Below are 15,229 nucleotides of genomic sequence, written 5' to 3' on the forward strand. Positions count from 1 at the left end.
GACGTCGGAGCCCACCTTCCGGCGTCAGCGTCGGCGTCGGCGTCGGCGTCGGCGTCGGCGTCGGCGTCGGCGTCGGCGTCGGCGCTACTTGATCGCGCCCCGGGTGACGCCGGAGATCACCCACCGCTGCGCGAAGAGGTAGACGATCAGCAGCGGCGCCATCGCCATCAGGTAGGACGCGAAGGCGAGCGTGAAGTCGGCGGAGAACTGGGCCTGGAACACGTACTGCACCAGCGGGATGGTCGCGCCGCCGGGGTCGGAGATGATGATGACCGGGAGGAGGAAGTCGTTCCACGCCCACACGCAGGTCAGGATGCCGACGGTGGCGTTGATCGGCGCGAGCAGCGGGAAGATCACCTTCCAGAAGACGCCCCACGTGCTCGCGCCGTCCATCCGCGCCGCCTCCTCGAGCTCGTGGGGGATCGAGGCGATGTAGGCGGTGTAGAGGAAGACGTTGAACGAGAGCCCGTACACCGTGTAGAGCAGGATCATCCCCGCCTGGTTGTCGAGGCCGAGCGTCGCGGTCAGCTTCGCCGCGGGCAGCATGATGATGGGGAACGGGATGAACAGCGCCGTGATGAAGTAGTAGAACAGGCCCTTGAAGAGCCGCCGCCTCATGTTCCGCGCGATCGCGTAGGAGACCATCGAGTTGGTCAGCAGGGTCAGGACGACGGCACCCACGGTGATCACCGCGCTGTTGAGCGCCGCCCGCGGGTAGTCGGTCAGCCGCCACGCCTCGGCGAAGTTGCCCCACGACCACTCGCTCGGCAGCGAGAAGCCGGTGCCGCCGAGCTGCGGCGGCGTCTTCAGCGCCGTCACGACCGTGAAGTACAGCGGGACGAAGATCGTCAGGCTGAGGACGATCAGCAGCGCGGTCAGCCACCAGTTGACGCCGCTGACGTCGCCGCGCCGCCGGCGGCGCGGGCGCCCGCCGTGCTCGACGTCGGGCTCGGGGAGGGTGACGGACGTGGAGTCGGACATCAGACCGACACCTCCTCGCGGCGGAGCACGCGTAGCTGGAACAGCGCGAAGGCCATGATGATGATCATGAAGATGACCGCGTTGGCGATCTGGTAGCCGTACTCCCCGCCCTGGAAGCCGCCCCGGTAGATCAGGACGCCGATGGTCTCGGTGGCGGTGCCGGGACCGCCGCCGGTCATGGCGATGACCTGGTCGAAGACCTGGAGGAAGTTCTTGAGCGAGAGCACGACGTTGATCGTGAAGAAGGACCAGATCATCGGCATCGTGATGGACCAGAACTGCCGCCAGGGCGTGGCGCCGTCGATCGAGGCCGCCTCGTAGAGCTCCGCGGGGACCGTCTGCAGCCCCGCCGTGTAGATGATGATGGCGAAGGCCACCGCCTGCCAGACGGTCATCACCACCAGCCCGATCCAGGCGAGGCTCGGGTCGGCGAGGATCGACGTCGAGAGCCGCTCGATCCCCAGCGCCTGCCCGATCGCCGGGAGCGACTGGTTGAACATGTACTGGAAGACGTAGCCGATGACGAGCAGCGCCAGGACGTACGGGATGAAGTAGATCCCGCGCAGAGTGCTCCTGAACCTGATGCGCCCGTTGAGCCAGATGGCGATCACGAGCGCGATGACGTTGACCAGGACCGTGCAGACGATCGCGAACTGGAACGTGAAGAGGTACGCGTCGCGGACGCGTTCGTCCCCGAAGAGGGCCGCGTAGTTGGCCAGGCCCACGAAGTTCCACTCCCCGTAGCCCGGGGAGTCGGTGAGGCTGTAGAAGATGCCCTGGAGCACCGGGATCGTGTGGAAGACGAAGAACAGCACGAATGCCGGCAGCACCATCCAGTAGAAGGTGCGGTCCAGCCGCCCCTCGCGGAGGCGTCGCCGGCCGCCCGGGGTCTGCCCGGTCCCCCGGCTCGCGGGCCGGGACCCCGTCGCGACGGCCATCACTCCTGCACCGCCCCGAGGCCCCAGGTCCGCCGTGCGGCGACCCGGTCCCAGTTGTCGTCGAGCCCGCCGAGGAACGCCTCGGCGTCGCGGTCGATGAGGTACTGCTGGAGCAGCGGCGCCAACGGGATGGCGGGGATGAACTGGTGGTCGAAGAAGCCCACGATGCGTCCTTCCTCGATGTAGCTCTGGACGCCCTCCAGCGCCGGGTCGTCGTTCGCGAGCCCCTCGAGTGCCGGGATCGCCACCTGCTGCTGCGTGTACTCCTGCACGACGTCGGGCTGCATGAGGAAGTCGATGAACCGCTGGGCCTCCTCCTCGTGAGGGCCGTCGGCCGCGGCGGCGATGACGACGTCGACGCCGGAGACCAGCACCGTGTCGGCCGGGTCGTCGGTCCCGGGGAGGGCGAAGGAGCCGACGGTGAAGTCGGGCTCGAAGGAGCGGACCTGCGGCACGGCGTAGCTGCCGAGCAGCAGCATCGCCGACTCCCCCTGCGCGAACGCCCGCGTGCCCTCCTGGTACCCGAAGGCCAGGGGGTCGGGCTGGGTGTAGTCGTACAGCGTCGCCAGCTTCTCCACGCCTTCCGGCCAGGCCTCGGAGAACGACGTCTCGCCGGCGAAGCGCCGCTCCCAGAAGTCCTCCGGCGTGGTCTGCACGATCAGGGGGGCCATGGGCGACTGCGCCGTCCAGGCGTCGAGCAGCATGGCGTAGAACGGCGTGACCCCTGCCGCCTCGAAGGTCTCGGCCGCCTCGACCAGCTCCGGCCACGTGGTCGGGACCTCGACGCCGTGCTGCTCGAAGAGCTCGACGTTGTAGAGCACGCCGGAGGCGTTGGCCGCGAACGGGACGCCGTTGACCGCGCCCGGCTCCGAGGCGCCGAGGTCCTCGATCACCTGGACGTAGTCGTCGCTGACGTCGTCGAGAACCGGTTCGCCCGAGAAGTCCTTGAAGATGCCGCCGGAGGCGAGCTCGCCGAACGTCGCGTTCGCGTTGAGGGTCATGACGTCGGGCACGTCCTCCTTGACCAGCCGCGTGCGCAGCGCGGTCTCGGGGTCCGGCACGTTGTCGACGACGATGCGGATGTCGGGGTTCTCCTGCTCGAACCGGTCCGCCAGCTCCTCGAAGTACTGCACCGCCTCGGGCTTGAACTGGAAGAACACCAGCTCCGTCTGTCCCTCCGCGCCGGCGGCGCAGGCCGCGAGCATGGAGGCCGCGCCGGTCAGCGCCACCGCCGCCTGGAGTCGTCGTCGACTCACCGCAACACCCCCTTGTGACACAGGCCACACGTGTCACACCTTTGTACAAGAGACGGTCGGGCCCGGCAACGCGGGGCGGCCGCTCTGGACGCGGCCCGGCCGGGCGCCTACAAAGGTCCGTGTGACCGACATCCACCACCTCCGCGCCGGCGGCACCGCCGTCGTCCTGGACTGCACCGGCGGCCACCTCCCCCGCGTCCTGCACTGGGGCCGGGACCTCGGCGACCTCGGCCCGGCCGCCCTCGCCGAGCTGCGGCGCGCGAGCGAGCCGCCGCTGGTCTCGGGCCAGGCCGACGTCGCCGTGCCGCTGTCCCTGCTCCCCGAGCACTCCGCCGGCTGGCTGGGCACCCCTGGCCTCGCCGGCCACCGGGACGGGCGGGACTTCTCCACGGCGTTCGAGGTCACGTCGCTGGGCGTCGAGGAGGTCGACGGCGACCCGGTGGTGCACTCGCGGGTCACCGTCGCCGCCGAGGACGCGGTGGCGGGGCTACGGCTCGGGATCGTCCTCGAGCTGCTGCACGCGGGCGTGCTGCGGATGCGCGCCGACGTGACCAACGCGGCCCCTGGGACCTTCGACCTCGCCGCGCTCGACCTCGCGCTCCCGGTGCCGTCCGAGGCGGCGGAGATTCTCGACCTGACCGGGCGCCACCTGCGCGAGCGCGCCCAGCAGCGCCACGCGTTCACCCTGGGCACCCACCTCCGCGAGTCCCGCCGCGCCCGGGGGCACGACGCCAGCCTCGTCATGGCCGCCGGCGAGCGCGGCTTCGGCTGGCGCTCCGGCGAGCTGCGCGCCGTCCACGTCGCGTGGTCGGGCAACACGCGCACGTACGCCGAACGGACGAACCTCGGCACCTCGCTGCTGGCCGGCGGCGAGCTGCTCCTGCCGGGCGAGGTCCGCCTGGCGGAGGGCGAGTCGTACGCCGGCCCGTGGGTGTACGCCTCCCACGGCAGCGGCCTGGACGAGATGTCCGGCCGCTTCCACCGCTTCCTGCGCGCCCGACCGGAGCACCCGCGCTCCCCGCGCCCGGTGCTCGTCAACGTGTGGGAGGCCGTGTACTTCGACCACGACCTCGACCGCCTCAAGGCGCTGGCCGAGCGCGCCGCCGCGGTCGGCGTGGAGCGCTACGTCCTCGACGACGGCTGGTTCGCCTCCCGGCGGGACGACACCCGGGGGCTCGGCGACTGGTACGTCTCCCCCGACGTCTGGCCGCACGGGCTGCACCCGATCGTCGACCACGTCCACGGCCTCGGCATGCAGTTCGGGCTGTGGTTCGAGCCCGAGATGGTCAACCCCGACTCCGAGCTGTACCGCGCGCACCCGGAGTGGATCTTCTCGGCCGGGGGCCGCCTCCCGGTGCCGGCCCGCCACCAGCAGGTGCTCGACCTGGCCAACCCGGGCGCGTACGCCCACGTGCGCGACCACATGATGGCCGTCCTCGACGAGTACGCCATCGACTACATCAAGTGGGACTACAACCGCGACCTCGTCGAGCCGGGGCACCAGGCCACCGGCCGGGCCGGCGTGCACGAGCAGACGCGTGCGGTGTACCGGCTCATCGACGAGATCCGCGCCGCCCACCTGCACCTGGAGATCGAGTCCTGCGCCGGCGGGGGCGGGCGCGCCGACCTCGGCATCCTCGCCCGCACCGACCGCGTCTGGACCTCGGACTGCATCGACCCGCTCGAGCGGCAGCAGATCGAGGCCGGCGCCGGGCTGCTCCTCCCGCCCGAGCTGCTCGGCTCCCACATCGCCTCCCCCGTCAGCCACACCACCGGGCGCGCGCACACGCTCGACATGCGGGCCGGCACGGCGTTCTTCTCCCACCTGGGCATCGAGTGGGACCTCACCTCGGCCACGCCCGACGAGCTCGGGCGCGTCCGCGCCTGGGTGGCCGCCCACAAGGCGCACCGCGACCTGCTGCACAGCGGCACCGTGGTCCACGCCGACCGCCCGGACGACTCGCTCTGGGTCCACGGCACCGTGGCGCAGGACGGCGGCGAGGCGGTCTTCGCGCTCGTCCAGCTGCGCACGTCGGTGATCTCGCCGCCCGGACCCGTCCGCCTGCCCGGGCTCGACCCGGCGTCGACCTACCGGGTGGCCCCGCTCGTCCCGGGCGACGGCCCCGGCGGCCACCTTGGCGCGCCGCCGACTCCGTGGTGGGACGCCCTCGTCGAGCTGCCCGGCTCCGTCCTCGCCGCGGTCGGCGTCCAGGCGCCCGCGCTCAAGCCCGAGCAGCTCGTGCTGCTGCATCTGACCCGCCTGTGAGCACGGCCACCCCTGCGTCCCGACTTGTCACGTCGTCACCGCAGCGCCACTCACGTCCTGCGCAGGCCGGCGGACCGTTCCGATTGCCGCCTCGCCGGGCGGGCCGCAGAGTGAACCGGTGACCGACGCCCCCACCGCCTCGCTCCCCCGCCCCGCCGTGGCCGGGCAGCCCGCATGAGCGCCACCGCCGACCGCATCCGGACCGTCGCACGGGACTCCTTCGGCTGGGAGTCTCTTCGCCCGGGCCAGGAGGAGGCGATGACCGCCGTCGTCGAGGGCCGCGACGTGCTCGCCGTGATGCCCACCGGGTACGGGAAGTCGGCGATCTACCAGGTGCCGGCCGTCCTCCGCGACGGACCGACCATCGTCGTCTCGCCGCTGATCTCGCTGCAGACCGACCAGGTGGCTCGGCTCGAGGCGATCGGCGCACCGGAGGCCGTCGCGCTCAACTCCGCCCAGGGCGACGCCGAGAACGCCCAGGCCTGGCGGGCGGTCGGCCGCGAGGGCGCCGAGTTCCTGTTCCTCTCCCCCGAGCAGCTCGCCAAGGACGAGGTGGTCGAGAGGATCCGGGACCTGCGCCCGAGCCTGTTCGTCGTCGACGAGGCGCACTGCATCTCCTCCTGGGGCCACGACTTCCGCCCCGACTACCTCGCGCTGGGCGCCGTCGTCGAGCGGCTCGGCCGGCCGGTCGTCGCCGCGCTCACGGCGACCGCCGCCACCCCGGTGCAGGCGGAGATCGTCGAGCGGCTCCGGCTGCGCGACCCCCTCGTCGTCTCGCGCGGGTTTGACCGCCCGAACCTGCGGCTCGACGTCGTGCGTCACGCCGAGGCGGAGGACAAGCACCGAGCCGTCCTCGCGGGCGTGGGCGAGCTGTCCGGGCCCGGGCTGGTGTACGTGGCCACCCGCAAGGACGCCGAGCGCTACGCCGCCGAGCTCGGCGACGGCGGCCGCGCCGTGGCGGCGTACCACGCCGGGCTGCCGGCCCGGGTGCGCGAGGAGGTCCACCGCGGCTTCCTCGACGGCGACCTCGAGGTGGTCGTCGCGACGTCGGCCTTCGGGATGGGCATCGACAAGCCGGACGTGCGCTTCGTGGTCCACGCCGACGCCCCCGACTCGGTGGACAGCTACTACCAGGAGATCGGCCGCGCCGGCCGGGACGGCGACGAGGCGACGGTCGTCCTGCACTACCGGCCCGAGGACCTCGGCCTGCGACGGTTCTTCGCCTCCACCAACGTGGACCAGCAGGCGCTCCGCGCGGTGCTCACCGCGGTCCGACGCGCCCGCGGGGCCCTCACCCTGGCGGCGCTCCGCGAGCGCACCGGGCTCTCCGCGCGCAAGGTCACGAGCACGGTGAACGCCCTCCAGGAGGTCGGAGCCGTCCAGCGCACCCGCCGGGGCGTCCTGGCGGAGGGCTCTGCGCCGCCGAGGGCGGTGGTGGCGGACGTGGTCGAGCTCGCCGACTCCCGCGAGCGCATCGAGCGCTCCCGCGTGGAGATGATGCGCGGGTACGCCGAGACTCGCGACTGCCGCCGTCAGTTCCTCCTGGGCTACTTCGGCGAGCCGCACGCCGGCTCCTGCGGCGCGTGCGACATCTGCCTGGACGACGGCGCAGCCGACCTCGGACCGTCCGCGTCGCCCGCGGCCCCGGTCGCGGTCTCGCCGTCAGACGCGTCCTCGCCGCCGGCCGGGGCGGCGCAGGCCCCGGCGCCGCCCACCTCGCCCGCCGACGAGCCGGACCCGTTCCCGCTCCAGGCCGCCGTCGTGCATCCGGAGTGGGGCGACGGCGTGGTGATGCGGCACGAGGAGGACCGGATCACCATCTTCTTCGAGCGCGAGGGCTACAAGACGCTGTCCCGCGAGCTCATCGCCGAGCACGACCTGCTGAGCCGGACCGCGTAGTCCCGGGTGCAGGGCCGCGCTCAGTAGTGCACACGCCCCTCGTACGCCTCCCACGCCTCGAACGGCGCGGTCGCGTTCTCCGGGCGCAGCTCGATCAGCGGCATCCGGTCCCGCTCGGCGTGGTTGCTGACGTACTTGTGGAACTCGGCGTCGTCGAAGCCGACGCGCGCCGCGTCGTGCCGGTCCGCGGCGAAGTAGACCGCGTCCACCCGCGCCCACAGCGCGGCGCTGAGGCACATCGGGCACGGCTCGCAGCTGCTGTACAGCGTCGCCCCCGCCAGGTCCGGGGACCCCGTCTCCCGGCACGCCGTCCGGATCGCGACGATCTCGGCGTGCGCGGTGGGGTCCAGGGTCGCGGTCACGCGGTTGGTGCCCTCGAACGTACGCCCGTCCGCCGTGACGACGACGGCCGCGAACGGCCCGCCGTTCGAGGCGACACTCGCCGTCGCGAGCTCGACGGCGTGGGCCAGGTGCGCTGCGGCCTGCTCAGGGTCTCGCATCAGACGTCCTCCTCGTCGGGGCCGCAGCCGCCGGGAGCTCCGCTGCTCCGTCGCGTCCTGCTGCAGCCCGGTGAACCGGTGCGTGCCGAAGCCTCCCGGAAGAGCCTCACCCTTGTCGAACTGGCGGTCGGCGACGGCATCACCGAACCACGCCCCGCTCGGCTGCGCGAGGCCAGCTCGGCTCCCGCGAGGCCAGCTCCGTCCCGCGAGGCGGCCCGCGCGGCGATGGGCGAGGATGACGTGGTGCGCCGCACCATCCCCGCTCCCGCCGACGAGACGTTCACGCTGCTGACCGATCTGCGCGGCCATCACCGGTGGATCCCCCTCACCACCACCGACGCCCCTCCCCCGCCGGCCCGCCCGGGCGACGCGCTCATCGCGCTGACCGCCGGCATCTTCCCGGACCGTATGCAGGTCGAGGAGGTCCGTCCGCCGTCCGACGACGGTGCTCCCGGCGTCCTGGTCGTCCGCAAGCTGGGTCCTGTCCTCCTCGGCCGCGTCGAGATCACGGTCGAGCCCGTCGGGCCGGACGCGTGCACGGTCGACTGGCGAGAGGACGTGTGGCTCCGCGGACCGCTGCCGCGCCAGCTGACCCGCCTCCCGCTCACGCCCCCGCTGGAGGCCATGACCGCGCTCGCCCTGCGGCGGGTCGAGCGGCAAATCGCCGAACGGGCCCGCTGACCCCGCGGCAGCCCGGGGGGTCTCTGTACGCCAGTCGCCGCGAGCCGGGACTGTGGACGCCGGTCGCCGCGAGCCGGGACTGGGGACGCGCGCCGCGACGGACCCCGCGACCCGATCACCATCGCCCCATGGCACGTCGATCCACCACGCCTCATGACCGCGCGGGCCCACGTCGGCGCACCGGCGACAACACTTTTCCGGCGACTTCTACACCTGCGGGACCTGTGCGAGCTTCGCTCGCCACGATCCCGCCAGGTTCACACGCGCGCGCCGAGCTGGCCTCGCGCGAGCCAGAGCCGCACGGTTGGTGGAGTGCTCGCAGACGCGTGCCACGTGGGCCCCGCGTGAGCGTAGCGCGCACGCCTCCCGCTGACCTGGAACCCGCCGAAAAGGACATGTCGGCCCGCGAGGTTCACAGAAGCGGCCGGACCCGTCCGGGCGGGTGGAGGGGGCGACCGAGATGACCCCTGTGCATGATCCGTTCGACCCGCCGACGCTCACCGCCCACGGTCTGGCCGCGGTCGTCGCGGCCAACGTCAGGTTCGAGGCCGCCAGGCACGGACTGCGCCAGCAGGACGTCGCTGCCATCGTGCGGATCTCACGCTCGGCCGTCTCCCTGCGCTTCACCGGCAAGGCCGCCTGGACGCTCGACGAGATCGGTCGGCTCGCCCAGGCCCTCGGGATCCGGCCGGGCGAGCTGACGGTTCCGCCGGCGCGCGCCACCCGGCCGGCGTGGTGAGACGACAGGACACAGGTCCCTGCCGGAACGGTCCGGATTGCGCCATGATGCCCGTAACGCCAGGTGACCACGCCTGCCTTGCTGGAGGAAGGACTCCACGAATGACCATCGTCGTCGGATACACCACGCAGCCCGAGGGCAAGGCCGCCCTTCAGCGAGCGATCACCGAGGCCAGGGCCCACCAGGAGAACGTCGTGGTGCTCAACGTCTCCGAGGGCGACGGCGTACGGGACCCGCTCCTCGCCAGCGAGGACGAGCTCGACGCCGTGCGGCGCATCCTGGCGGAGGCGGGCGTCGAGGGCACCGTGCGCCAGCTGGTGCGCGGGAAGGACGCCGCGGACGAGATCGGGACGATCGCCACGGAGGTCGACGCGAGCCTGGTGGTGATCGGGCTGCGCAAGCGCACCCCGGTCGGCAAGCTCGTGCTGGGCAGCAACTCCCAGAAGATCCTGCTCAACACCGCGGCCCCGGTGCTCGCCGTCAAGGCCTGACCTGGGTGACCGCACGAACCTGAGCCGAGTCGCGCGTCTCGGCCCGATCTGGGTCGCCGTCGCAAAGACGGACGGGCCGGTGCCGGAGAACTCTCCGGCACCGGCCCGTCTTCGTGACTCGCCCTACTGGCGGCTGCCGGCCAGTGCCGGGGCAGCTGCGCCGTCGGCGGCCGTGGCGCCGACGAGCTCGGCGTCGTCCTCGTCGTCGTCCTCGAAGAGGTCCTCGGCGTCGGCGGAGGCGTACTGCTCGAGGTCGAGGATGTTCTCGCGCTTGGCCACGATGACCGGCACGAGCACCTGACCGGCGACATTGACCGCGGTGCGGCCCATGTCGAGGATCGGATCGATCGCCAGCAGCAGGCCGACACCCTCGAGCGGCAGGCCGAGCGTGGAGAGCGTGAGGGTCAGCATCACGGTCGCGCCGGTGAGGCCCGCGGTGGCAGCGGAACCGACGACGGAGACGAACGCGATGAGCAGGTAGTCCGTCACGCCCAGGTCCACGCCGAAGAACTGCGCGACGAAGATCGCGGCGATGGCCGGGTAGATCGCGGCGCAGCCGTCCATCTTCGTGGTCGAGCCCAGCGGCACGGCGAAGGAGGCGTAGGCGCGCGGCACGCCGAGGTTACGGTGCGTCACGCGCTCGGTGACGGGCAGGGTGCCGATCGAGGAGCGGGAGACGAACGCCAGCTCGATGGCCGGCCAGGCGCCCTTGAAGTACCGCCCGATCGACAGGCCGTGCGCCCGGAGCAGCACCGGGTAGACGACGAACAGCACGAGGGCCAGACCGACGTAGACCGCGACGGCGAAGGTGCCGAGGTTGGCCAGCGAGCTCCAGCCGTAGGTGGCGATGGCGCGGCCGACGAGGCCGAGCGTGCCCAGCGGGGCCAGGCGGATGATCCACCACAGCACGGTCTGGATGATCTTCAGCAGCGACTTGTTGAAGGCCAGGAAGGGCTCGGCCTTCTTGCCGGACCGCAGCGCGGCGATCCCGACCGCGAGGGCGATGACGATGATCTGCAGGACGTTGAAGCTCACGCCGGTCTCGACGCCGAGCACCGCGCCCGCGTCGTCGGTCTGCAGGGAGCTGGAGGCGCCGAGGCCGAGGAAGTTGCCCGGGATGAGGCCCTCGAGGAAGTCCAGCCACGAGCCGGTGCGGCTCGGCTCGGCGGCGTCGGCGGCGTCGACGGCGGCGTTGGCGCCCGGCTGGAGCACGAGGCCCAGGCCGATGCCGATGGCCACGGCGATCAGCGCGGTGACGGCGAACCAGAGCAGGGTCTGGCCGGCGAGCCGGGCCCCGTTGGCCACCCCGCGCAGGTTCGCGATGGAGGCGACGATGGCGGTGAACACCAGCGGCGGGACGACGGCCTTGAGGAGGGAGACGAAGGAGCCGCCGATGGTGGTCAGGGTGACGGTGAGCCAGTTGTCCTCGCCGGCCGCGGTCGGGCCGATCTCGAGGGCGGCCCACCCGGCGAGGACGCCGAGCACGAGGCCGATGAGGATCTGGGTGCTGAACGACGGCAGGCGGAGCCGGCGCTTCGGCTCGGTCGCCGTCGGCGATGGGGTGGAGGACACGGGGTGACCTTTCGGTGAGAGAGGCACCGGGCGCGGGAGACCGCGCACGGGAGAGAGCGGCCGCGCGGCGCGCAGCGGCAGGGGAGGACCTCCGCAGGCACGGCGGGAGGCCGTGGCTCGGCGGGGAAAGGCGCTCAGGGCGCCAGGAGCGGTGCTAGGGGGCGCGGTCAGATCACGCGCGGGCCGGTGAGGTCTTGGGAAAGACGCTCAGCGACAACAACAGGTCGTGGCCGCACACATCATGCTCGCCTGACGACAGAGGTCGACGGCGGTGCGCACGGTGAGGTTCCACGGGTTGAGCACGAACACTCCTGGATGGTCAGGGCCGCGAAGACGGCGGCGCCACGGCACAGCGTAGACCGGACGGGCAAGATTGCGAAGCACTCGGGACGCAATTGTGACCCACGTGACAGCGGTCCCTTCCTTTCCGGTCCCGCGGGTTCTAGCGTCAGCACCATCACCCGCCGAGGGAGGAACGTACGTTGCTCGAGCACGCCGACGCCCCGACCACCGCCCAGACCACCGCGCGCCCGCCAGCGCCCGCCTCCGCGGGCCCGGGCGTCCTTGCGCCGAACTACGAGCCGCTGCACGTGGTCCTCGTCTCTGGCGAGGGGTCGTGGGTGACCGACGTCGACGGCCGGCGTTACCTCGACTGCCTGGCCGGCTACTCGGCGCTGAACTTCGGGCACCGCCATCCGGCGCTGGTGGCCGCCGCAAAGGAGCAGCTCGACGCCATCACGCTCACCTCCCGCGCCTTCACCCACGACCTGCTCGAGCCGTTCGCCCGGGCGGTGACGTCGCTGACCGGCACCGAGACGCTCCTGCCGATGAACACCGGCGCCGAGGCGGTCGAGACCGCGGTCAAGGCGGCGCGCAAGTGGGGCTACGACGTCAAGGGCGTGCCTGACGGTGAGGCGACGATCGTCGTCGCCTCCGGGGCCTTCCACGGCCGCACGACGACGATCGTGTCGATGAGCGACGACCCCCTCACCCGCGACGGCTTCGGCCCGTACACCCCCGGCTTCCGCATCGTGCCGTACGGCGACGCGGACGCGGTGGCGGCGGCGGTCGACGGCACGACGGTCGCGGTGCTCGTCGAGCCCGTCCAGGGCGAGTCCGGCGTCATCATCCCGCCGGCCGACTACCTGCCCCGCCTGCGGGCGCTGTGCGACGAGCACGACGTGCTGCTGGTGCTCGACGAGATCCAGTCCGGCCTCGGGCGCACGGGCACCACGCTCGCCCAGGACCTCGTGGGCGTCCGGGCGGACCTCACGACCCTGGGCAAGGCGCTCGGCGGCGGGATCCTGCCCGTCTCCGCCGTCGTCGGGCGGCGTGACGTGCTCGGGGTTCTCACCCCGGGCACCCACGGCTCGACGTTCGGCGGCAACCCGCTCGCGTGCGCCGTCGGCATCGCGGTGGCCGACCTGCTGGTGCCAGGCACTCTCCAGGCGCGTGCGGCCACCCTGGGCGCCGAGCTGCGCGCTCGGGTCGAGGCGCTCTTGGCCGAGGGGCTGCTCGCCTCCGCACGCACGGTCGGTCTGTGGGCCGGACTCGACGTCGAGCCCTCCCTCGGGATGACCGGTCGCCAGACGTGCGAGCTGCTCGCCGCCCACGGCGTGCTCGCGAAGGACACCCACGGCTCGACCATCCGCCTCGCTCCCCCGCTGAACATCGAGCGGGAGGATCTCGACCTGGCACTGGACATCCTCACGAAGGTGCTGCGCGAGCGTCGCGCGGCGGTGGGTCGATAGCGGTGGGCCGATAGCTGTAGCGGGTCAGGAGTCGCGGGTCAGGAGTCGCGGGTCGCGGGTCGCGGGTCGCGGGTCGCGGGTCGCGCGAATATTCGCTCGACTCCTCGGACGTCCGCCTGCCACCGTTGCTGCCATGAAGAAGCACTCCTGAACCGGCGCCGGCGCATCCAGCCGCCGGCAGCGCCCGCCCTTCTCGGCGGCGACGGCACTCCGTGCCACGGATGAGACCCCGGCCCGCGACCGGGCCCGCACCCTTCAGGAGGTACCCCTTGGAACCGCTTCTGCACGCCTTCACCCTCAACAGCCTCGGCCGCGACCTGGGCGACATCGCCGCGATGCCGCACCAGCCGCTCACGGACCTGCGCCGCCGCAAGGGCGGGCCCTCGCGTCAGCCGGCCCCGCACCAGGCGCCGCCCCGGCGGCCCGCGATCCCCCTGCGCCAGCCGAAGCGGTAGGCCCGCGGCCGAAGCGCCAGCCCGTCTCGGACGCCCCGCACCTCTCGGTGCGGGGCGTCCGCATGCCCGGCCAGGCACGGTCGGGGCGCTAGCCCAACCGGAAGGGTTCGTCCAGATTAAAGCGCCGAGCCCGATGGGGAGTTCTCCCCATGGACGTCCCGCGTTCTCCGAGTTCTAATGGATACACAGCGGGCGCAGGGGGCGTCCGGTGGACGGCATCCAGGGGTGCCGACCCGGGAGGGGGCTCCGTCAGGGGTCAGAGCTTTGCGGCTGCACGACACGTCACGGGCCCCCTCCTCCTGTCTCTCCGCTGCGCCGCAGCCGACCACAGACATGCGGCCCACCGCCGCGTCGACGCGCACGCCACGTGAGCCGACTTCCGCCGTCGACGGCGAAGCCCCGTTTCAGCATCGGGGCCGCAGGTCGACAGCCATGAAGCAGCCGACCGTCGACGGACAAGCCTCTTGGCGCTGCCCGAGGTATCAGCGGTTCCAGGGCACGTCGGACGGGGCACGGCCCTCGTCGGCGGCACGCGCGGGCACGACCATGACGGGCGAGGCGGCGTGGTGCAGCACCGCCTGGCTCGTGGAGCCGAGAAGCAGGCCCGCGAAGCCCCCACGGCCGCGGGACCCGACGACCACCAGCTCGACGGCCGTGGAGAACTCGGCCATGAGCGCGGCCGCGTTGCCGTCGAGGGCGTGCTGACGCACCCGCACGTCCCGCCCGGCGACGGCGGACTCGACGGCGACGCCGAGGCCCTCACGCACGTCGGCGAGCACCTCGTCACGGTCGACGGCGGCGGGGAGCCACGCCATCGCGCCGGCGCCGGTGGCGATCGGCACCGCGGCGACGGCGGTCAGCTCGGCGTCCCAGAGGATCGCCTCGTCCACCGCGCGGTGCAGGGCGACGCGCGCGGACTCGGAGCCGTCGACGCCGACGACGATGCGCTTGACCGGCGTGAACTGGCGGCTGGTGTTGAGGGGCACCACCACGGTCGGGCAGTGGGCGTGGGCCGGCAGCGCGGAGGAGACCGTCCCGAGGAGGCGGTCGGTGAACCCCCCGCCGCCGCGCGTGCCGACGACGACCATGCTCGCCTCGCGCGAGAGGTCCACCAGCACCCCCGCAGGGTCGCCGGTCTCGAGGGCCGACGTGACGACGAGCCCCGCGCCGGCCGTGCGGGCGACAGCCTCGTCCACGACCGCCTGGGCGCCCTGCTGGATGGCGGTGTCGTCCATGGCCGCGTACCCGCCGTCGAGCGAGGCCGCGGTGAAGGAGGGAAGGGCGTAGGCGCAGACGACGTGCAGGCGCCACCCGGCGCGCCTCGCCTCGGCGACGGCCCAGTCCATGGCCCCGAGGCTCGCCTCCGAACCGTCCACCCCGACCACGACGACCTTTTCGCGGGTCATGGCAACGCCTCCTTAGTTGACCGACCGTTGACCATCAGGTGTCCCTTTACGGAACCTTATCGGCACCGCACCCCCTCCGGACCAGGACCATCGGAGGTATGTCGGCGATTCCGTGGCACGTCGCCCGGAACGGAGGACGTCAGTCAACGACGACGGCCCGCCCTTCTGGGCGGGCCGGCGCGGTGGGGGCGTGGCGGTGGGTGCCACGCGGGGCACCCCGGGGTCCGGGGGGTGCGGTGGCGTCGGTCAGGCGACGCGGATGAAGACCGGGTTGGAGATGTAGATCGGGGACTC

At 72.6% G+C, this 15,229-nt stretch carries 13 protein-coding genes; 7 read left to right on the forward strand and 6 right to left on the reverse strand.

What is annotated here, in order from left to right:
* Positions 1 to 84 precede the first annotated feature (84 nt).
* Genes ABD774_RS17845 through ABD774_RS17855 form a run of 3 tightly spaced genes read right to left on the reverse strand, consistent with a single transcriptional unit; the run spans position 85 to position 3,175 of the window.
* Entirely contained in the window at positions 85 to 981 is an 897-nt protein-coding gene (locus ABD774_RS17845; RefSeq protein ID WP_345044181.1) for a carbohydrate ABC transporter permease, read from the reverse strand.
* Entirely contained in the window at positions 981 to 1,919 is a 939-nt protein-coding gene (locus ABD774_RS17850; protein WP_345044184.1) for a carbohydrate ABC transporter permease, read from the reverse strand. Before ABD774_RS17850 ends, ABD774_RS17845 begins: the two co-directional genes overlap by 1 nt.
* On the reverse strand, positions 1,919 to 3,175 hold the full coding sequence (locus tag ABD774_RS17855; protein ID WP_345044187.1) for an ABC transporter substrate-binding protein: 1,257 nt from the start codon (positions 3,173 to 3,175) through the stop codon (positions 1,919 to 1,921). Before ABD774_RS17855 ends, ABD774_RS17850 begins: the two co-directional genes overlap by 1 nt.
* Positions 3,176 to 3,296: 121 nt before the next feature.
* Here ABD774_RS17855 and ABD774_RS17860 point away from each other — a divergent pair, with 121 nt between their 5' ends.
* The gene (locus tag ABD774_RS17860; RefSeq protein ID WP_345044190.1) at positions 3,297 to 5,441 is read left to right on the forward strand and encodes an alpha-galactosidase; all 2,145 of its coding nucleotides are present in this window, start codon (positions 3,297 to 3,299) and stop codon (positions 5,439 to 5,441) included.
* Positions 5,442 to 5,615: 174 nt separating this feature from the next.
* Positions 5,616 to 7,340, forward strand: coding sequence for a RecQ family ATP-dependent DNA helicase (locus ABD774_RS17865; protein ID WP_345044193.1), 1,725 nt, complete (start codon positions 5,616 to 5,618; stop codon positions 7,338 to 7,340).
* Between the two features lie 20 nt (positions 7,341 to 7,360).
* Here the strand turns inward: ABD774_RS17865 and ABD774_RS17870 are convergent, their stop codons facing one another.
* Positions 7,361 to 7,840: a nucleoside deaminase gene (locus ABD774_RS17870; protein ID WP_345044195.1), complete on the reverse strand. Its 480-nt coding sequence runs from the start codon at positions 7,838 to 7,840 to the stop codon at positions 7,361 to 7,363.
* Between the two features lie 78 nt (positions 7,841 to 7,918).
* Between ABD774_RS17870 and ABD774_RS17875 the strand changes: the two genes are divergently transcribed.
* From ABD774_RS17875 to ABD774_RS17885, 3 genes are all read left to right on the forward strand, one after another.
* A complete protein-coding gene (locus ABD774_RS17875) occupies positions 7,919 to 8,521 on the forward strand; it encodes an SRPBCC family protein (RefSeq protein WP_345044198.1) in 603 nt (200 codons plus the stop codon).
* A gap of 460 nt (positions 8,522 to 8,981) precedes the next feature.
* Positions 8,982 to 9,260: a helix-turn-helix domain-containing protein gene (locus ABD774_RS17880; RefSeq protein ID WP_345044200.1), complete on the forward strand. Its 279-nt coding sequence runs from the start codon at positions 8,982 to 8,984 to the stop codon at positions 9,258 to 9,260.
* A gap of 101 nt (positions 9,261 to 9,361) precedes the next feature.
* The gene (locus ABD774_RS17885) at positions 9,362 to 9,751 is read left to right on the forward strand and encodes a universal stress protein (protein WP_345044203.1); all 390 of its coding nucleotides are present in this window, start codon (positions 9,362 to 9,364) and stop codon (positions 9,749 to 9,751) included.
* 123 nt (positions 9,752 to 9,874) lie between these two features.
* Here the strand turns inward: ABD774_RS17885 and ABD774_RS17890 are convergent, their stop codons facing one another.
* Complete coding sequence (locus tag ABD774_RS17890; RefSeq protein WP_345044205.1) at positions 9,875 to 11,323, reverse strand: dicarboxylate/amino acid:cation symporter; 1,449 nt, start codon at positions 11,321 to 11,323, stop codon at positions 9,875 to 9,877.
* 482 nt (positions 11,324 to 11,805) lie between these two features.
* Between ABD774_RS17890 and rocD the strand changes: the two genes are divergently transcribed.
* Both rocD and ABD774_RS17900 read left to right on the forward strand, forming a co-directional pair.
* The gene (gene rocD, locus ABD774_RS17895) at positions 11,806 to 13,074 is read left to right on the forward strand and encodes an ornithine--oxo-acid transaminase (protein WP_345044208.1); all 1,269 of its coding nucleotides are present in this window, start codon (positions 11,806 to 11,808) and stop codon (positions 13,072 to 13,074) included.
* A gap of 269 nt (positions 13,075 to 13,343) precedes the next feature.
* Complete coding sequence (locus ABD774_RS17900; RefSeq protein WP_345044211.1) at positions 13,344 to 13,529, forward strand: hypothetical protein; 186 nt, start codon at positions 13,344 to 13,346, stop codon at positions 13,527 to 13,529.
* A 482-nt stretch (positions 13,530 to 14,011) separates the two neighbouring features.
* Here ABD774_RS17900 and ABD774_RS17905 read toward each other — a convergent pair whose 3' ends face one another.
* The gene (locus ABD774_RS17905) at positions 14,012 to 14,935 is read right to left on the reverse strand and encodes a universal stress protein (protein ID WP_345044213.1); all 924 of its coding nucleotides are present in this window, start codon (positions 14,933 to 14,935) and stop codon (positions 14,012 to 14,014) included.
* Positions 14,936 to 15,229 lie beyond the last annotated feature (294 nt).

Source organism: Georgenia daeguensis (assembly GCF_039537705.1).
GTDB lineage: Bacteria > Actinomycetota > Actinomycetes > Actinomycetales > Actinomycetaceae > Georgenia > Georgenia daeguensis.